This is a genomic window from Streptacidiphilus sp. PAMC 29251 (genome assembly GCF_054208735.2).
This window is the reverse complement of record NZ_CM135725.2, coordinates 6,571,181-6,588,188: the sequence shown is the minus strand read 5'-3', so window position 1 is coordinate 6,588,188 and position 17,008 is coordinate 6,571,181. Positions and strand designations below refer to the sequence as shown.

General features: G+C 66.4%; 13 protein-coding genes. 7 read left to right on the top strand and 6 right to left on the bottom strand.

Annotated elements, in window-relative coordinates:
- The first annotated feature begins 622 nt into the window (after nt 1–622).
- Complete coding sequence (locus tag ACXKR8_RS31515; protein ID WP_458267962.1) at nt 623–1,162, top strand: helix-turn-helix domain-containing protein; 540 nt, start codon at nt 623–625, stop codon at nt 1,160–1,162.
- A gap of 979 nt (nt 1,163–2,141) precedes the next feature.
- On the opposite strand, the gene ACXKR8_RS31510 is transcribed toward ACXKR8_RS31515, so the two are convergent.
- Nucleotides 2,142–3,671 (bottom strand): recombinase family protein, encoded by a 1,530-nt coding sequence (locus ACXKR8_RS31510; protein WP_458267961.1) that lies wholly within the window; start codon nt 3,669–3,671, stop codon nt 2,142–2,144.
- 262 nt (nt 3,672–3,933) lie between these two features.
- On the opposite strand from ACXKR8_RS31510, the gene ACXKR8_RS31505 reads away from it, so the two are divergent.
- Both ACXKR8_RS31505 and ACXKR8_RS31500 read left to right on the top strand, forming a co-directional pair.
- Entirely contained in the window at nt 3,934–4,332 is a 399-nt protein-coding gene (locus tag ACXKR8_RS31505; protein WP_458266979.1) for a transposase, read from the top strand.
- Nucleotides 4,329–5,363 (top strand): IS3 family transposase, encoded by a 1,035-nt coding sequence (locus ACXKR8_RS31500; RefSeq protein WP_458274906.1) that lies wholly within the window; start codon nt 4,329–4,331, stop codon nt 5,361–5,363. The genes ACXKR8_RS31505 and ACXKR8_RS31500 overlap by 4 nt, the downstream gene beginning before the upstream one ends.
- 128 nt (nt 5,364–5,491) lie before the next feature.
- On the opposite strand, the gene ACXKR8_RS31495 is transcribed toward ACXKR8_RS31500, so the two are convergent.
- Nucleotides 5,492–5,962, bottom strand: a complete 471-nt coding sequence (locus ACXKR8_RS31495; RefSeq protein ID WP_458267960.1) for an NUDIX domain-containing protein — start codon at nt 5,960–5,962, stop codon at nt 5,492–5,494.
- Between the two features lie 4 nt (nt 5,963–5,966).
- Nucleotides 5,967–6,713: an XRE family transcriptional regulator gene (locus ACXKR8_RS31490; RefSeq protein WP_458267959.1), complete on the bottom strand. Its 747-nt coding sequence runs from the start codon at nt 6,711–6,713 to the stop codon at nt 5,967–5,969.
- A 675-nt stretch (nt 6,714–7,388) separates the two neighbouring features.
- On the opposite strand from ACXKR8_RS31490, the gene ACXKR8_RS31485 reads away from it, so the two are divergent.
- Nucleotides 7,389–8,789: a class II fumarate hydratase gene (locus ACXKR8_RS31485; RefSeq protein ID WP_458267958.1), complete on the top strand. Its 1,401-nt coding sequence runs from the start codon at nt 7,389–7,391 to the stop codon at nt 8,787–8,789.
- 84 nt (nt 8,790–8,873) lie between these two features.
- Here the strand turns inward: ACXKR8_RS31485 and ACXKR8_RS31480 are convergent, their stop codons facing one another.
- Both ACXKR8_RS31480 and ACXKR8_RS31475 read right to left on the bottom strand, forming a co-directional pair.
- Complete coding sequence (locus tag ACXKR8_RS31480) at nt 8,874–9,467, bottom strand: hypothetical protein (protein ID WP_458267957.1); 594 nt, start codon at nt 9,465–9,467, stop codon at nt 8,874–8,876.
- Between the two features lie 118 nt (nt 9,468–9,585).
- Nucleotides 9,586–11,616, bottom strand: coding sequence for a glycosyl hydrolase family 18 protein (locus tag ACXKR8_RS31475; protein ID WP_458267956.1), 2,031 nt, complete (start codon nt 11,614–11,616; stop codon nt 9,586–9,588).
- A 514-nt stretch (nt 11,617–12,130) separates the two neighbouring features.
- Here ACXKR8_RS31475 and ACXKR8_RS31470 point away from each other — a divergent pair.
- The 3 genes from ACXKR8_RS31470 (at nt 12,131) to ACXKR8_RS31460 (ending at nt 15,095) form a co-directional block, all read left to right on the top strand.
- On the top strand, nt 12,131–12,709 hold the full coding sequence (locus ACXKR8_RS31470; RefSeq protein WP_458267955.1) for a flavin reductase family protein: 579 nt from the start codon (nt 12,131–12,133) through the stop codon (nt 12,707–12,709).
- Nucleotides 12,706–14,079 (top strand): LLM class flavin-dependent oxidoreductase, encoded by a 1,374-nt coding sequence (locus tag ACXKR8_RS31465; protein WP_458267954.1) that lies wholly within the window; start codon nt 12,706–12,708, stop codon nt 14,077–14,079. Before ACXKR8_RS31470 ends, ACXKR8_RS31465 begins: the two co-directional genes overlap by 4 nt.
- 68 nt (nt 14,080–14,147) lie before the next feature.
- Nucleotides 14,148–15,095 (top strand): TauD/TfdA dioxygenase family protein, encoded by a 948-nt coding sequence (locus tag ACXKR8_RS31460; RefSeq protein WP_458267953.1) that lies wholly within the window; start codon nt 14,148–14,150, stop codon nt 15,093–15,095.
- A 107-nt stretch (nt 15,096–15,202) separates the two neighbouring features.
- Here the strand turns inward: ACXKR8_RS31460 and ACXKR8_RS31455 are convergent, their stop codons facing one another.
- Entirely contained in the window at nt 15,203–16,882 is a 1,680-nt protein-coding gene (locus ACXKR8_RS31455) for an esterase-like activity of phytase family protein (RefSeq protein WP_458267952.1), read from the bottom strand.
- Nucleotides 16,883–17,008: the final 126 nt, after the last annotated feature.

Below are 17,008 nucleotides of genomic sequence, written 5' to 3'. Positions count from 1 at the left end.
TACAAGACGGAGACGATCCGAACGACATCCGAGAGCTGTTCGCCAGGGCCTTCCCCGAGGTCAGCTACGAAGACGCGGTACAGGAATTACGGGATGCCGGACTCATAGACGAGATGCCCGAGGATGAAGAACCGGAATGGCACACAGAGCCAAGACGGATAGCTTTCACCGAGCGCAGCGCGATGCCGTTACGCGTCTTCTAACGCCAAAGGCTCCCTAGCTGCTGCTCAGCGAGAGGTAGCAGGGCTAGGGAGCCTTGGCGGGAAACGAAAGGACTACACGGCAGTTCATCTAAAGCAGGCCGCTTTAGGAAATTCAATCATCAACCCAATATGTTAAGGATATCAGATGGACCCAAGAGAGACAGAAATATGGACAGTACCAGGGATCAGTCTAGAGGCTAAGCTGATCTGGATTTGCCTAGCCTATGGCGCAGATATCCGAGGCGGGTATTCCGGCAAGCTCTGGGATGCAATACAAGAACTACGAGACCAGGTACGTAGCCCGTACGTAGCAGAGCTGGAGTCACTGGGGTGGTTCGAGAGAGGGAGACCTAAGAGCGGTAGACGTCGTGGACCACTGGTCGCCGTTGTAGGCCGCCCTGGAGAGTCGGAGAGAGCCAATGGCTAGGATCACTAAGCCGGACCCTGCCACGGCGCTACAGGTACCGTCAGGCGTCGTTGAGATACCTCGCCCATCGGGCCTAGTTATGGGGAGCAGCCCGAGAAAGCCAAGAAAGGGAGAAATCAAGCCCAACCCGAAAGGGGAGGGTGTTTCCCTCGAATTGCGCAATCCCACTGTTCAGTACGGACCAGGATATTTCTTCACAGCCCCGAAGCTCATCCTGAGAGAAGCCGGACTGCCACTGCAACTCAGAATGTTATGGCTGATCATCAATGACTACGCTGGAGACAACAGGCTAGCTTTCCCATCACACAAAGCATTAGCCAAAGATATGGGAAAGAGCGTCAGTACGATTAAGGAATATCTAGCAGAATTGGAAGAGAAAGGCTGGCTGAGAAGCGAGCCGAGAATGGGAACGTCCAATTTCTACTGGTGTATTGTCCCTGGGATCTATGGCGAAATATTCGACCCATCAACCGGATACATGCCCAATGTGGTGAAATCCGAGGGATATCCAGGGCCGCTAGAACTGGAATAGGCAAGGGGGGTAGCCGGTGGACTGGCTACCCCCTAGCCGGTGGACTGGCTACCCCCTAGCCGGTGGACTGGCTACCCCCTAGCCGGTGGACTGGCTACTAAAGAAACAGATAGAAATAAATAGAACTAAGGAAACAGATCTAAAGAATTGCCGGACAGGGGGCTGCGCCCCTGCCAGGCAAAGGAAAGGGATATCCCTTGGATTAACCAGGAAAGCCCTTGGGGAATCCCTCTGGATCAACCAACGTGCCCGCTCGCTTCGCTTCGCTAATCACTCCTTTGGTTTACCCATCAACGCGCTGGATTACCCTAATTCCGCGAATTCAGATACTGCATTCTCAGCATAAAGGAAATCCTATTCGGAAAACTAGGCATAGTCGATATATGAATACCTTTATTAAAGGTACGGGGGGTCGAATTGAATACTTTATGAATAGGTGAATTCATATTCTGTCGACAATTCCTGGAATTCCTACCAATATGCCTTTAGACCAGTTACTCCTGTACCGAAAACCCAAGGGGCACAAGGGCTCTCCGCCTGGCTAGTCCTACCTCAAGCGGAGACACCACCAACTCCTTCTCTCCGTTTCTCGGTAAACCCCTTAGCACTGGGTACGAACGGTCAAGTTACTCGTGTTCAAACCCCCTGACACCGATCGGCCTGGTCGCTAAAATGCCTTTACCCCTTAGTTCTTACACCTTGGGAAACCCGGACGGAAGACCAATGGCTAGGCGGAGGGAATTCCTCCTGGTAAATCAATAGGTAAACAGATAGATAAAACAATAGGTTATATAGATAGAGAACTTACTACCTATATAACCTATAGCTATTTAAGAAACCTATTGAGAGTTGCGCCTTTCTCCCCTGGATCAGCCAACAGCCTGGGTGGCTCTCTAAGCGCCCTGGATGGCTGGATGGACTTTGGGTCCAGGCAGGGCGCAGTAGGCGCTCAGAGGGCCGCTCAGGGGCGTTCTAGGGGCTACTGGGCAGCCTTGGCCGTCTCCCGCTTCCGCAACGGAAGGACGTCCATCTTGATCCCGTCCGGGAAGAGTCCAGTGCTCACCTGGAGCCCTTCCGCCTTCCCGATACCCGGAAGGTCAGTGGCACGGAGGAAGACCATCGCTCCCCCCTTGCCTTCCAGCGGGCTCACCTTGACTTCGATCCCGTGGCGCTGGAGAAAGACACGCTTCTGGTCGTCGTCCTTGCCCGCCCACTCCTGACGGTAGGTCTTGCCCGTGTCCACATACTCAGGTCCGCCCTGCTGCTCAGCGAGGACAGTGCGCAGCGTCGCCACCTTGGCAGTCACACCACCCTGCAACCGCCAGTAGGACTCTTCCTGTGCTTCACCGTCGTATCGACCAGCAATGAAGTCATCTTCAAGACGCTTCAAACGTGCGACTGCGGCGTCCAGCTCCGTGCGCGTCTCCGCACTGAGATCCTGGACCTTCTCCATGACCGGCTTGTTGCCCAGGATCTCGTCTATGAACTTCTCCACGGCTCCGTCAAGGTCTTCCTTCCTGGTACGCCCAGGAGCCGAACACGTCCCCGTTTGAAGGGAGTTGCACGCGTAGTAGTGGTAGACGCGGTTCGGCTTGGTCTTCTTCGCAGAGGACATCTTCGCCCCGCAGCTACCGCAGATCGCGACTCCCCCGAGCATGGTCCGGGAAGGCGTAGCCCGCGTAGTGGTTCGGTTGGACGTGAGGCCAGCGACGATCTCAGCCCACTGCGCGTAGGGAAGGATCGGTTCGTCCGTGATCGGCACAGGGTTGCCCTGGTCGTCCTCAACGATCCGACCCTTGTACCTGTAGAGCCCGCCGACAGTGGGATTCTTGAGGATTGCCAGGATGGTTCCCGTGACCCACTTGACCCCGCGCGGCTCCTCACCCTTCAAGACCCGCAGATGATCGCTCCACGCCAGTACGCCGCTCTTGTTGAGATCCACGGCGATCTTGTACGGCGACACGTCGTCCTTGAGTCTCTGCACGATGTCCAGGAGCAGCGGCGCATAGACACGGTCCTGTATGAGCTTCTTTCCGCCGTCTGCCTGCCTCTGGAACTGGTAGCCGAACGGGAGGACGCCCCCGACCCATACACCCTTCCTGAGCCTTGCCAGAGCCCCTGACTCAGCACGGGCACGGATGGTGTCCAACTCGCCCTCGGCGAAAGCAGCGATGATCGCGGCGAACATCTTGCCCATGGCTGTGCTCATGTCGATTGCCTCTGTGGTCGAGACGATCGTCTTCCCGTTCTTCTCACACCACTCATGGAGCTGTGCGAAGTGGGCTGAGCGTCGGGTCAGCCTGTCCAGCTTCCATACCGCGATCACGTCGAATTCGTCGGCGCGCTCCGTGAGCCAGGGTCCGAGCTGCGGACGCTTGAAGGGGTCCATCCCACCGGAGATGTCCAGGTCTTCCGCGTGGCCGACGATCTTGCGGTCCGTTCCGGGCACGTTCGCCCAGTGCTCTATGGACTCGCGCTGCTTCTCCGGAGACGTGGTGTCCTCGGTCATGATGCTCAGGCGCTCTACGGCTAGGACTCTCTGCGGTGTGGTCACAGCGTCAAGCTACTGGGGTTGCCGTGAGCCAAACAAGCCCAACGACTTCTTCACCGACCCGGCCGCGGATGCCCAGCCGCTGATCACCAGGATCCCGGTACGCACGGCAGAGTGAGTCTCTGACCTGCTGCTTCCCTCGAACCCTCTCTGACAGTCTCGACTGAGACGTCCGGTTCGTCCGGGTTAGTCTGGATGGGCGAGACAGGAGATTCCCGGCATGGCTTCCAATACCACCACCTCACGCACAGCCCCCGAGCCCGACCCGGCCCCGCGGCCGAAGCGGCGCACGTTCACGGCGGAATACAAGCTGCGGATCGTCGCTGAGTACGATGCCGCCCCCAGCGGGGAGAAGGGCGCGGTCCTGCGCCGCGAGCGGTTGTACCACTCGCACATCATCGAGTGGCGGGCCGCGCGAGACGCCGGAGCGATGGCCACGCTCGCCGACCGGCGGACCTCGCCCGCACGCCCCAAGAGGCCCGCCGAAGCAGCCGAGGCCGAGCGGCTGCGCAAGAGGCTGGCCGTCGTGGAACGGGAGCTGGCGCAGAAGGACGCCGCCCTGGAGCTGCTGGGAAAAGCTTCCGCACTCTTGGAACTGCTCTCCAAGAGTGCGGGCTGAAAGCCGAGGCCGAGCAGGTCGCCGACGAGCTCTTCCAGTCGCTGGAGCGGGAGTTGAACACCACTGCGGCCTGCCGGCTGACCGGTCGCTCACGGGCCACGCACTACCGTCGGCTCAACCCGCCCCCGCCGCGCGAGCGCGCTCCGCGCCCCTCGCCGCCCTCAGCTCTGGCTCCGGCGGAGCGCGCGCGGATCCTGGCACTGATGAACAGCCCGGCCTATGCCGAACTGGCACCTGCCCAGATCTGGGCGCGCGAACTGGACGAGGGCCGCTACTACTGCTCAGTGCGCACGATGTACCGGATCCTGGAGGCCCAGGGCCAGACCGGCGAGCGCCGCCGCCAGGCCACCCACGCCGCCAAGTCCATCCCCGAACTCGTGGCCACCGCCCCCTCGCAGGTCTTCAGTTGGGACATCACCAAACTGGCCGGACCAGACAAGGGCATCTGGTACCACGCCTACGTCATCATCGACATCTTCAGCCGCTACGTCGTCGGCTACACCGTGGAGATGGCCGAATCGGCCGAGCGCGCCGAGGAGTTGATCAGCGAGACCGTCGAACGCAACGGCATCGCCCCCGAGCACCTGCACGCGGACCGCGGCACCTCGATGACCAGCAAGAAAGTCTCGCAGTTGCTCATCGATCTGGGCGTGACGCGCTCGCACTCGCGCCCCAAGGTCTCGAATGACAACCCGTACAGCGAAAGCCAGTTCAAAACCACGAAGTACATGGCCGACTACCCGGCGCGGTTCGACTCCCTGAACCACGCACGCGAGTGGTTCGACTCATTCATTGCCTATTACAACCATGAGCATCGCCATTCGGGCATCGGGCTGCACACGCCTGCGTCCGTGCACTTCGGCACCGCCGGCCAAGTCCAGGACCAGCGCGCCGTCACGCTCAACGAGGCATACGCCCGCCACCCCGAACGCTTCGCCCGCCGCCCCCGCCCGCCCAAGATCCCCGATCAGGCGTGGATCAACGACCCCGCCAAACGCAGAGAACCCGAATCAGCACAACAGAGCGCATAACCGTACGAACGTCTCATTTGACTTGACACGTTCCGGAAGGCCCCGTTCCCTGTGAGCGGGGTCTTCTGCGTCACAGACGGTGCAGGTACACGTTCACGACGTAGGGTCCACCCACCTCTGCGCACCGCCTACCCGAGGTAGGGCGTCGTCCGCTGGTCCAGGAAGTGATCGAGCCTCAGCCGCTGGGTGTGGTGCATGGGCAACGTCGGCAAGTCCTCGGGCGCGACAAAGCGCAGCTCTGTCGACTCGTCGGAGATGGCCAACTGCCCGCCGACGATGCGCGCCGCGAAGCAGATGTTGAACTGTCGGCGCACTTCCCCGTCGCTGTAGGCGATCACGTGCCGAGGGTCGGTGTACGTACCGACAAGGCCGGTGATCTCGACGTCCAGGCCGGTCTCCTCCTTCACCTCCCGGACAGCAGTGCCCGGTAGTGAGTCGTCCATCTCCATCCCGCCGCCCGGCAGCGACCACAGGCCGTTGTCGGTCCGGCGTTGGAGCAGGATGCGCCCACCCTCGTCCATGACGACGGCAGAGGCCGCCACCACAAGACTGTTCGGCTCCGGGGCGTGCGGGTCATCGTAGAACTCTGTTCGCGCCATGGGCTCAGCCTTCCTGCTCGACCGGTGCCGCTGTTGCCCAAACGGCTTCGAAGCTCTGAGAGTACGTGTCGAATATCCCGCCGTCGCCGACCCGGCGCAGGTGCCACATCGGTGCACCGTAGGCGTTCAGGCCCCACACGTGGGCGTTGACCAGCATCTGTTCGTCGGCCCGGTAAAGGCTGTTGTAGAGGGTCGTCCCGTGCGTGCGGATCTCGACCCCCGGCACACCGAGGAGTGGCTGATAGTGGAGCAGCGCCAGACGGCAGCGCGAGTCGATCCCGTGCCCGAACTTCTCTTCCCGGCCACGCTGTTGGACGTTCTGGCTGTCGGCATTTCCAACTGCGATCCACACGGCACAACCATCAGCGGCGCGTTCACGAAGCAGGTCGTTCAGTCGGGGGTAGGCCTCGTGCAGGAACACGGCGGCGTACACGAGCACGTCGATTCGGCGCCGGGCCACGGACAGCAGATCAACGTAGGCCGACACGGGTACGTCGGCGCGCTGGTCGTACAGCGCTATCAGTTCGGGGCTGACCGCACGGGCGGGACGCGCCTGACGCAGAGCCGGCCACAACGCATGGGCATCCTCCGCGAGGGCTTCGGCGGCGAGTAGAGCCGTCGCTCGACGGGGTGTCCGTCCGAGGTTGACCCAGCGCTCTACCGATTTGGTGTCTACCTGGACGTGCTCCGCAAGGCTGTTCTGAGTCCATCCGCCGGCTGCCATGGCCGCGCGGAGTCGTTCGTTCTGCATGGACGCTCGCTCTCAACTTCCGGACGTTCTAAGGGACGTTCTAACCCATGCAGGACGTCCCGAAGTGGGATTCATGGGAGGTTCCTCCGTCCCGCGCGTCACCTCGAAGATCGTCGAAGGACCGGCACAAGCGCGAGGGAGCGTAAGGCATGGGCGGTTGGCTCTGTACCGCGCGGGAGGAGACGTGCGCGGGATGCGGCAAGTCGGCAATCCTCCTGGCACGCACGCAGCGTTGCGGGGACTGCGAGGCAGAGAAGTGATCGCCAGGGAAGAGGACTGCGCAGAGTGCCTGAGGCTGGCCGAGCAGGAGCAGGCAGCGATGTTGACCGCCGACTACTCGCGTCGCACGGACGTTCGAGTCATGTGGCATCGACACATCACAGCGGTTCACTCGGCCGAGGAAGAACGAGCCGCCGTACCAACTGACGCAGAGCGGAGGCACCCGTGAGCGGGGTCTTCTGCGTCAGAGGCGGTGCAGGTACACGTTCACGACGTAGGGTCCGCCGATCAGGTCGCCCTTGTCGCGCAAGCTGATCAGTTCCATGGCCGCTCCCCGTTCATCGCCGGCCCGAGAGCCCGCAGGTTCTCCCAACCGTAGAGCCGCCCCCGTTCGGGTGTCGTAGGCGGGAACAGCTGTGGGGCCTCCGCCGCTGTGGGTAGGTGGAGGTCATGGACATGGGTGAGCAGCACGGCAGTGAGTACCGCATCGAGCACGACTCGATGGGTGAGGTGCGCGTCCCGGTGGACGCCAAGTGGGGGGCGCAGACCCAGCGGGCGGTGGAGAACTTCCCGATCTCGGGTCAGCGGCTGGAGCGGGCGCACATCGAGGCGCTGGCGCGGATCAAGGCGGCCGCCGCCCGGGTGAACGCCGGGCTCGGGGTGCTGGACGGGGCGATGGCGAAGGCCGTCGCCGAGGCCGCGGACGAGGTGGCCGAGGGGCGCTGGGACCGGGAGTTCCCGATCGACGTGTTCCAGACCGGCTCCGGGACCTCGTCCAATATGAACGCCAACGAGGTGATCGCCGCCCTCGCGAGCGAGCGGCTGGGCGCGCCGGTCCACCCCAATGACCATGTGAACGCGAGCCAGTCGTCCAACGACGTGTTCCCCAGCTCGATCCACATCGCGGCCACCGCGGCCGTCACCCGTGACCTGGTCCCGGCGCTGGAGCACCTCGCGGAGGCGCTGGAGCGGAAGGCCGTCGAGTTCGCCGAGGTGGTGAAATCGGGCCGGACCCATCTGATGGACGCCACCCCGGTCACCCTCGGCCAGGAGTTCGGCGGCTACGCGGCGCAGGTCAGGTACGGGGTGGAGCGGCTGCGGGCGACCTTGCCGCGGGTGGCGGAGCTGCCGCTGGGCGGGACCGCGGTGGGGACCGGGATCAACACCCCGGCGGGCTTCTCCGCCGCCGTGATCGAGGAGGTGGCGCGGGCGACCGGGCTGCCGCTGACCGAGGCCAGGAACCACTTCGAGGCGCAGGGCGCGCGGGACGGCCTGGTCGAGCTGAGCGGTCAGCTCAGGACCGTCGCGGTCGGCTTCACCAAGATCGCCAATGATCTGCGCTGGATGGGCTCCGGGCCGCGGACCGGCCTCGGCGAGATCAATCTGCCCGACCTGCAGCCGGGCTCCTCGATCATGCCGGGGAAGGTCAACCCGGTGATCCCGGAGGCCGTGGTGATGGTCGCCGCCCAGGTGGTCGGCAACGACGCCACGGTGGCGATGGCGGGCGCGGCCGGCAACTTCGAGCTCAATGTGATGCTGCCGGTGATCGCCCGCAACCTGCTGGAGTCGATCCGGCTGCTCGGCAACGTCGCCCGACTGCTGGCCGACCGCACCGTGGACGGGATCACCGCCAACGTGGAGCGGCTGCGCGAGTACGCCGAGTCCTCGCCCTCGGTGGTGACCCCGCTGAACCGCTACCTCGGCTACGAGGAGGCCGCGAAGGTCGCCAAGCAGGCGGTGGCGGAGCGGAAGACGATCCGCCAGGTGGTGCTGGAACGGGGCTGCGTCGAGCAGGGGAAGCTGACCGAGGAGCAGCTGGACCAGGCCCTCGACGTGCTGCGGATGACCCGGCCCTGAGCGAGCCTGTCGGACCGGGGCCCGGGCCCGTCGGGCCTGGGACCGGATCCACCGGCGGACCGGCCCCCGGGTCCACCGGGTTTCTCACATGCCTGCGGCCGCCGCGGTCAGCGAGCGGGCGTAGCCGACCCGGGCGTTGTAGTCCTGCACCTGCATCACCGAGTACACCGGGACCTGGAGCTGGTGCAGCAGCCCGGGCCCCTGCACCACGACCTGGACGCTGCCCTCGGTGCGCTCCTCCTTGGCCAGCAGGAACAGCAGGCCGAGGAAGCAGACGAAGAAGAACACGATCGCGCAGACGATCGCCCAGGTGGGAATGGCCTTGGTGGTCCGCGAGAGGTCGGTGAACGACCAGTTCACCTGGCCGATCGGACGGCGCCCGCTGGGGGTGATCACCTCGTGCTGGGTGCAGATGATGTCGCCGATGGTGACCAGGGTCTCGGCGGGCAGCTGCAGCATCGGCTGCATGCCGGACATGCCCGGCTGCCCCGGGGTCCCGTACATGCCGGGCGGGGGCGTCGGCGGCGCGTAGTGCGGCATCGGCGGCGGGGTCTGCGGCGCGGTCTGCGGGTCCCAGCCGGACTGCGGCGGGTACTGCGGGGCCGGCGGCGGGGTGGGCTTGTCCCAGCCGGAGGGCTGCTGCGGGTTCGGCCCGTTCCAGGGAGGCGGCGTTGTCACGGGCTCGGTCCTTATCGTGCAGGCAGGCAGACGGGTGTCGGTCGAAGGATAGTGTGCCTCCTTCGACCGACACCCGCTCTTTTGCCTCATCGAGCGTCAGGCTGTGACCTCGGGCGACTCAGGCGACGGCGATGTCGTCGGCCGAGTAGACCCCCTGTCCGTACCAGCCGTGCAGGTAGAGGGTCACGGTGCCGGACGAGCCGGTGGTGAACGGAACCGTGAGCTTCTGCCAGCTGGCACCGGGGCTGGCCCAGGTGCTCGCGGTGGCCCCGCCGCTGACGCCGAGGTAGACGTAGCTGCCCTGGACCCAGCCGGTCAGGGTGTAGGCGGTGTTGGCCTTCAGGGTGAGCACCTGCTGGCACTGCGCGGTGTCACTGGAGGTGGGGGTGGCCGTCAGCGCGTGGCTGCCGGAGTGGACCGGGCTGCTCTGGACCGTGGCGTTGCCTGCCGCGGCGCAGGTCCAAGGGGCGAGCGAACCGGTCTCGAAGCCGCCGTTGACGACCGCGCCGGAGCCGGGAGGCTGGGTGGTGGGCGGAGCCGTGGTCGGCGGGGCGGTGGTGGGCGGAGCCGTCGTGGGCGGAGCCGTGGTGGGCGGAGCCGTGGTCGGCGGGGCAGTGGTCGGGGGTGCCGTCGTCGGGGGCGCGGTGGTGGGCGGAGCCGTGGTCGGCGGTGCCGCGCAGCTGGCGGCGGAGCCGTTGGTGTCGGTCACCGTGGTGTTGAACAGCGTGGCCGCCGGGTCCAGGTCGTACATCGAGAACATCATCGTTCCGCCGAGGCCGTTGCAGTGCAGGTAGTCGGTCGTGGCCTGGATCGAACGGGCGTCCTCACCGCTCCAGAAGGTGGTTCCGTCGTAGAAGTACGCCGCCTGGGCGGTCGGATCCCAGAAGGTGTCGGCCGCGTTGTCGACCACGCCGCCGAGTTCCTTGTACATCCGGATGCCGGCCACATTGCCGGAGTCCGCAGCCCCTGTCGCCGGGCCGCTGGCGGGCTGGAACAGCCCGTGGTTGGCACCGGCCGCCACCCCGGTCCAGCCGCGGTAGTAGAAGGGGATGCCCAGCGTCAGTTTCCCTGCTGGGAAGCCGCCTGGGATGCCGTACTGCGAATCACCGACGGTGTACGCCTTCACCGCCGCGTCGATCGAGTACTTGCCGGTGCCGGGGGCGATCGGGGTCATCGGATCGCTGGGCCCGGAGTAGATCGGCGCCTGGTGGTTGGTGGGACCGGTGGTCTCCCAACCCCCGTGCATGTCATAGGTCATGGCATCGCCGAAGGTCAGGTACTGGCCGATGTTGTTGGTCTCGACGTTCTTGATCTTGTCCTGGCCGGCCGGCAGCGCGGCGCTCAGCGCGTAGGTCTTGCCGTCCGCCGTGCCCTGGGTGTTGAGCTCGCTGCGGAACTCGGCGAGCAGCGCGGTGAAGTTCGCCTTGTCGGCGGTGCTGGAGTGGTTGCCGGTGTGGCCGCCGCCGCCCGGGTACTCCCAGTCGATGTCGAAGCCGTCGAAGATGCCCTTGCCGGTGCCCGCGCCGCCGTAGCCGTTCTGCGAGGGCAGATTGCCCTTGATGAACATGTCGATGCAGGAGGAGACCAGAGCCTTGCGGGAGGCGTCGGTCGCGGCCGCGTCCGAGAAGTACTTGGAGTAGGTCCAGCCGCCGATCGAGAGCAGGATCTTGAGGTTGGGGTTCTTGGCCTTGAGTTCCTGCAGCTGGTGGAAGTTGCCCACGATCGGCATGTTGTAGGCGTCCGCGGTGCCGTCGACGCTGATGTCCGAGCCGTAGGACTTGCCGTAGTCGGCGAAGGAGTCGCCCGCGCCGTCGCCGGCGTTGGGGTTGGTCTCGTCCTGGGAGGCGGCGGAGTTGGCCTCGAAACACTTGTGCGTCGACGGGTCGATGTTCTCGAAGTCGTAGATCAGGTAGTTGAGCTTGCTCGCGATGCCCTCGGTGTTGAGGTTCTTGGGATAGAAGGCATTGGCGTAGATCGACCACTGGTCGAAGTAGCCGATCTTGAGGCCGCCGCTGGTCGCGGCGGCCCCGGTGGTGTTGGTGGCGGGTGTCGCTGCCCCTGCGGCAGTGCCGATCAGGGACGCGGACAACCCGAGCAGGGCTGCCGCGCAGGTGGCGGCAGCCATACCGAGACGTCGGGAACGTTGCATGGAGCGTCCTCCCGGAGTGGGGGTTGAGGGGACGAGAGCGCATGCGCACATACTTGAGCAGGTACCTGCCATTGACTTTGGTACAGACCAATCCTTACGTCAAGGGTCTGGACCAATATGAGATGACGGCTGGTCAGTTCCCTTGTGCAGAGAGCGCTTTCCGCCTCAACGCCCCTGGATCGGGCCGGCGCACCCGAGTTTCTTCCAGGGCGGAGACAAACATTGCCGTCCCCGGTGGAGCCTGGCTAGCCTTCTGGTATGAGATCGATGCGGCACCTTGACGAGCAGGTGCGTTGCGCCTGCCTCGGTGCACCGCGATGTAGCCGACGCTGTCGGCTCACCCTCGCCTGAGACGACTCTGCCCGGCCCGTGATCGGGCCTTGTGACGCCCCGCCGCCACCTTGATCGCTGTCCGACGGCGTGCCCGAAACCCCTGCCCGGGATCGGTGCCGCTCTCGGACGCCTCGGCCTGCCCCTCCCCCTCCCCCTCCCCCTGCGACGTGAAGGAGAACTGATGGCCGACACCCTGACCGCCGCACCCGGTCCGGTCGCACCTGGTCCGGTCGCGTCCGACCGGTTCGCGCCCGACCGGTTCAAAGAGGTGTTCCGCAGGCACCCGGCGGGCGTGGTGGTGATCACCACCGACGCCGGTCGCGGTCCTGCCGGATTCACCGCGACCTCCCTCGCCTCGCTGTCGCTGGAGCCCCCGCTGGTGTCCTTCGGCATCGCCTCGACCGCGTCGAGCTGGCCCCACATCCGTGATGCCGAAACCGCCGTGGTGAACTTCCTCGGCGCCGAACAGGAGCCGCTGGCCCGGCAGTTCGCCACCAGTGGGATCGACCGCTTCGGCGGGCCGACCCGTTGGAGCCGGCTGCCCGGCGGCGAGCCGGTGCTGGACCAGGCGCCGGGGTGGCTGCAGGTCCGGATCGAGGACCTGGTGACCGCGGGCGACCACCGCATCGTCATCGCCCGGGTCGAAGCCTCCTGGCTCGCCGACCTGCACCGGCCGCTGGTCTACCACGACGGCCGCTACCACTCGCTCCGCCCCGCCCCGCACCCGGACGACCTCCTCCCTGGAGCCGACGAAGCATGAGCAGCACCGATCGCCGTCTGCACTTCAATCTGTTCATCCACGACACCGGCCATCACGAGGCGTCCTGGCGGCTGCCCGAGTCCGAGCCGCTGGCGCACATCGACGTGGCCTACCACCAACGGCTGGCCCGGATCGCCGAGGACGCCAAGTTCGACTCGCTGTTCCTGGCGGACAGCCCCGCGCTCTGGGGCGACCCGGGCCGACGTCCCAGCGGACGGCTGGAGCCGACCGTCCTGCTGACCGCGCTGGCCGCCGTGACCAGCCGGATCGGGCTGATCGCCACCGCGTCCACCAGCTACAACGAGCCCTACAACCTGGCCCGGCGGTTCGCCTCGCTCGACCATGTCTCCGGCGGCCGGGCCGGCTGGAACATCGTCACCACGGCCGGCGACGCCGCGGCCCGCAACTTCGGCCTCGACGCCCAGCCCGCCCACGCCGACCGCTACGAGCGGGCCGCCGAGTTCATCCAGGTGTCCACCAAGCTCTGGGACAGCTGGGAGGACGACGCGATCGTCGCCGACAAGGACCGCGGGGTGCACGCCGAGGCGGACCGGGTGCACCGGTTCGGCCATGCCGGCAAGCACTTCCAGGTGGACGGTCCGCTGAACGTGCCGCGCTCGCCGCAGGCGCACCCGCTGCTGGTGCAGGCCGGATCCAGCGAGGACGGCAAGGACTTCGCGGCCCGCTACGCCGAGGCGGTGTTCACCGCCCAGCCGACGTTCGAGGAGGGGCAGGCGTTCTACGCCGACGTCAAACGGCGGGCCGCGGCGGCCGGCCGGGGCCCGGACGGGGTGAAGATCCTGCCGGGCATCGTGCCGGTGATCGGCGACACCGAGGCCGAGGCCCGGGAACTGGACGCGGAGCTGGACCGGCTGATCCAGCCGGAGTACGCCAAGCTCCAACTCGCCACCCTGCTGGGGCTGGACCCCGACCGGTTCGCCCTGGACCAGGAACTGCCGCAGGACCTGCCGCACGAGGACGAGATCGAGGGCTCCAAGAGCCGGTACACCCTGGTGGTGGAACTGGCCCGGCGGGAGCACTTGACGGTCCGTCAACTGATCGGCCGGCTCGGCGGCGGCCGCGGTCACCGGACCTTCGCCGGAACACCGGTCCAGGTCGCGGACACCATCGAGCACTGGTTCCGGAACGGGGCGGCGGACGGATTCAACATCATGCCCGCCGTGCTGCCCTCGGGGCTTGAGGTGTTCGTGCAGCGGGTGGTGCCGATCCTGCAGGAGCGCGGTCTGTTCCGCACCGACTACACCGGCCGGACCCTGCGCGAGCACTACGGCCTGCCCCGGCCCGCCAACCAGTTCGCCTCGACCCGGTCCGCCCTGACCCGGCTCCCCTCGGCGCTGGTGGGTGCCTGATGACCGCCTACCGCAACCTGGGCACGCCGACCCCGCTGGACGCACGAACCCACTGAGGAGGAACCGTCATGACCGTCACCACCACCGACACCACCACCACCGACACCGCCGCTGGCGCCCACACCAGCGCCGCGATCACCGTCCGCAAGGTCACCGCGCGCATCGGCGCCGAGGTCACCGGCGTCGACCTGAACCGGGAACTCGACCCGGCCACGGTCGCCGCGCTGCGGGCCGCCGTCAATGAGCACAAGGCCCTGGTCTTCCGCGACGTGGACCTCGACGACGCCGGGCAGGAGCGCTTCGCCCGCAGCTTCGGCCCGCTCACCACCGCCCACCCGACCGTCCCCTCGCAGCCGGGCGCCCCGAACGTGCTCCCGGTGGACAGCGAGGACGGCCGGGCGAACCAGTGGCACACCGACGTCACCTTCGTCCTCAACCCCCCGCAGCTCAGCACCCTGCGCAGCATCGTCATCCCGCCCTACGGCGGCGAGACGCTGATCGCCAACTCCGCTGCGGCGTACCGCGATCTGCCCGCCCCGCTGCGGGCCTTCGCGGACACGCTGCGGGCTGTGCACACCAACGACTACGACTACGCCGTGCCGCCGGAGTCCCTCGACGAGGAGACGCAGCGGCGCCGCGCGGTGTTCACCTCGACCACCTACGAGACCGAGCACCCCGTGGTGCGGGTGCACCCGCTCACCGGCGAGCGCGGCCTCTACATCGGCGGCTTCGCGCAGCGCATCGTCGGCCTGTCCGGCGGCGAGTCCCGGGACATCCTGCGGCTGCTCCAGTCCTATGTGACCCGCCCGGAGAACGTGCTGCGCTGGCGCTGGGCCCCGAACCAGCTGGTGCTCTTCGACAACCGGATCACCCAGCACTACGCCGTCGACAACTACGACGACCAGCCGCGCCGGCTGAACCGGGTCACTGTCGCCGGCGACATCCCGGTCGGCATCGACGGCGGCACCAGCCGCTCGGTCAAGGGCGACGCGTCCCACTACACCCCGCTGGCCTGACCCCACCCACCCCGGCAAGCAGCCCCCGAGCCATGTGTTCGGGGGCTGCTTTCTGCTCGGGCGCTAATCCCAGCTCTGGGACAGGCCCGAGACCGTGGAGGGCGGCGTCAGCGCACGTGGATCGTCACGGTGACGGTCTTGAGGACGGCCGGCAGCTTGGTGGTGTCGACCTTGAGGATCTCCCCCTGGTCCTGCTCACCGGTGGCGGGCAGGGTCTTCTGGTGCACCCCCCAGGTCCCGTCCGGGTCGGCGGTGGGGCTGCTGTCACCGTTGTCGCCGATGTAGTCGATGCCGAAGTCGTCATCGTTGGAGAGGTAGAGCGTCCGGCCCGCGTCCGTGGTGGCGACCCCCTCGACCTTGTCGTGGCCGAACAGCTTGCCGGTCGGGTCGAGCTGGCTCACCAGCGTGCCGACCTGGAGGTACGGCTGCTTCTGCGCCACCTGGACGCCCGCCGCCGTGAGCGCGGCGAGCGCGGCGTTGGTGGTGTCCGTCCCGATCAGGGCCTCCGGCGACTTGCCGCCGATGGTCAGGCCGCTGACGTCGGTGGCGCCGTTGAGGTCCACCTCGTAGAGCGTCTTGCCCGCGAACGGCTCGAAGTTGCCGTCGCGCTCGTCCACCAGGAACTTGGTGTTGGAGAGAGCAGTGATCTCGCTGTTGGCGTCACCGGTGCTGGCCGGGTTGTCCAGCAGGTAGAGGTACTGCTTGGTCTGCAGCGTGTGCAGGTTGATGGTGATGATGCGGGTGGCGGCGACCTTGGAGTACTTGGTGCTACCCAGGTCCGGCAGCTGCAGCGCGGCCTGCATCGCGCCGACCAGGGTCGAGCCGTCCGGGGTGACCGTCAGGCCCTCCATACCCTTGTTGTTGGCCCGGGAGGCGAGTTCGGCCGGCAGATAACCGACGATGGTGTGGAACGCGTTGTTCGGGCTGGTCCGGTCGGGAGTGAGCCGGCCGAGCTCGTAACCCTTGGCGTCGAAGTGCGTGACGTAAGGGCCGTACTCGTCCGACACCCAGAACGTTCCGTCCGGCAGCGCCACCAGGCCCTCGGGGTCGTAGCCGTCCGGGTCGTTGGGGATCGGCACGCCCACCGTGCCGTGGCTGGCGGCGACGCTGTCGATGGTCTCCTTGGTGTCGGGCGCCAGCGGGGGACGTCCGCTGTAGGGCTGCCCGTAGCTGCCGGCCGGGCCCTTGACGGCCTTCGGCCCCTTCAGGGTGACCGTCTTCTGCAGCTCGGCCTTACCCTTGACCAGCTTGAACTCGCCGATCTGCGGCGTGAAGTCGGGCAGCGGCTCGGACTTGTTGCCGACCGGGTCGTCGGCGTTGGGACCGCGGTCGGTCAGCCCGTAGAACCAGCCCGCCTCGCCCGGCACGGGAGCCAGTGACGAGCCGAAACCCTCGCCGGAGATCGAGGTGGTGCTGCCGTTCGGGCCGGCCACCGTGCCGAGCGACGGCAGCGGAGACCCGTTGGCCGAGGCGTCCCGGAACAGCTGCACGGCGTCGGTCGCAGTATAGGTGAAGGTGTCCGTGCCCTTGAAGCCGGCCTGCGGCGTGTAGGTGAACGTGCCGTCCGGATTGACCTTCACCGTGCCGTCGGCCGGGTTGGTGTTCCGCACCACCGCGGTCGCGCCGTGGTCGTTGCGCAGAACACTGCCGGTCACCGTGCCATGGCCGGAGAAGGAGTCGGCGGACACGCCGAAGTCGTGCGTGGGCGCCGACAGCCAGCCGGCGCCTTGGGCCACAGCGGTGCCGGTGCCCGCGAGGGCGACCGCGGCACTGAGCGCGAGAGCCACCCGGATGCGTCTACGAGAAAGGAGTCCTGAGGTCGTCACCCTCATGAACCTGCCGGTCAGCGGTGAACGCCGAGCCCGGATCCAGTGAACACCCGGCATTCAACGAAGGAACGCTCCTCGCCTACG

Bases quoted from the DNA above. Each gene is read 5' to 3' on its own strand.
- ACXKR8_RS31515 (WP_458267962.1), top strand. From the start codon at position 623: ATGGCTAGGATCACTAAGCCGGACCCTGCCACGGCGCTACAGGTACCG.
- ACXKR8_RS31510 (WP_458267961.1), bottom strand. From the start codon at position 3,671: ATGACCGAGGACACCACGTCTCCGGAGAAGCAGCGCGAGTCCATAGAG.
- ACXKR8_RS31505 (WP_458266979.1), top strand. From the start codon at position 3,934: ATGGCTTCCAATACCACCACCTCACGCACAGCCCCCGAGCCCGACCCG.
- ACXKR8_RS31495 (WP_458267960.1), bottom strand. From the start codon at position 5,962: ATGGCGCGAACAGAGTTCTACGATGACCCGCACGCCCCGGAGCCGAAC.
- ACXKR8_RS31490 (WP_458267959.1), bottom strand. From the start codon at position 6,713: ATGCAGAACGAACGACTCCGCGCGGCCATGGCAGCCGGCGGATGGACT.
- ACXKR8_RS31485 (WP_458267958.1), top strand. From the start codon at position 7,389: ATGGGTGAGCAGCACGGCAGTGAGTACCGCATCGAGCACGACTCGATG.
- ACXKR8_RS31475 (WP_458267956.1), bottom strand. From the start codon at position 11,616: ATGCAACGTTCCCGACGTCTCGGTATGGCTGCCGCCACCTGCGCGGCA.
- ACXKR8_RS31470 (WP_458267955.1), top strand. From the start codon at position 12,131: ATGGCCGACACCCTGACCGCCGCACCCGGTCCGGTCGCACCTGGTCCG.
- ACXKR8_RS31465 (WP_458267954.1), top strand. From the start codon at position 12,706: ATGAGCAGCACCGATCGCCGTCTGCACTTCAATCTGTTCATCCACGAC.
- ACXKR8_RS31460 (WP_458267953.1), top strand. From the start codon at position 14,148: ATGACCGTCACCACCACCGACACCACCACCACCGACACCGCCGCTGGC.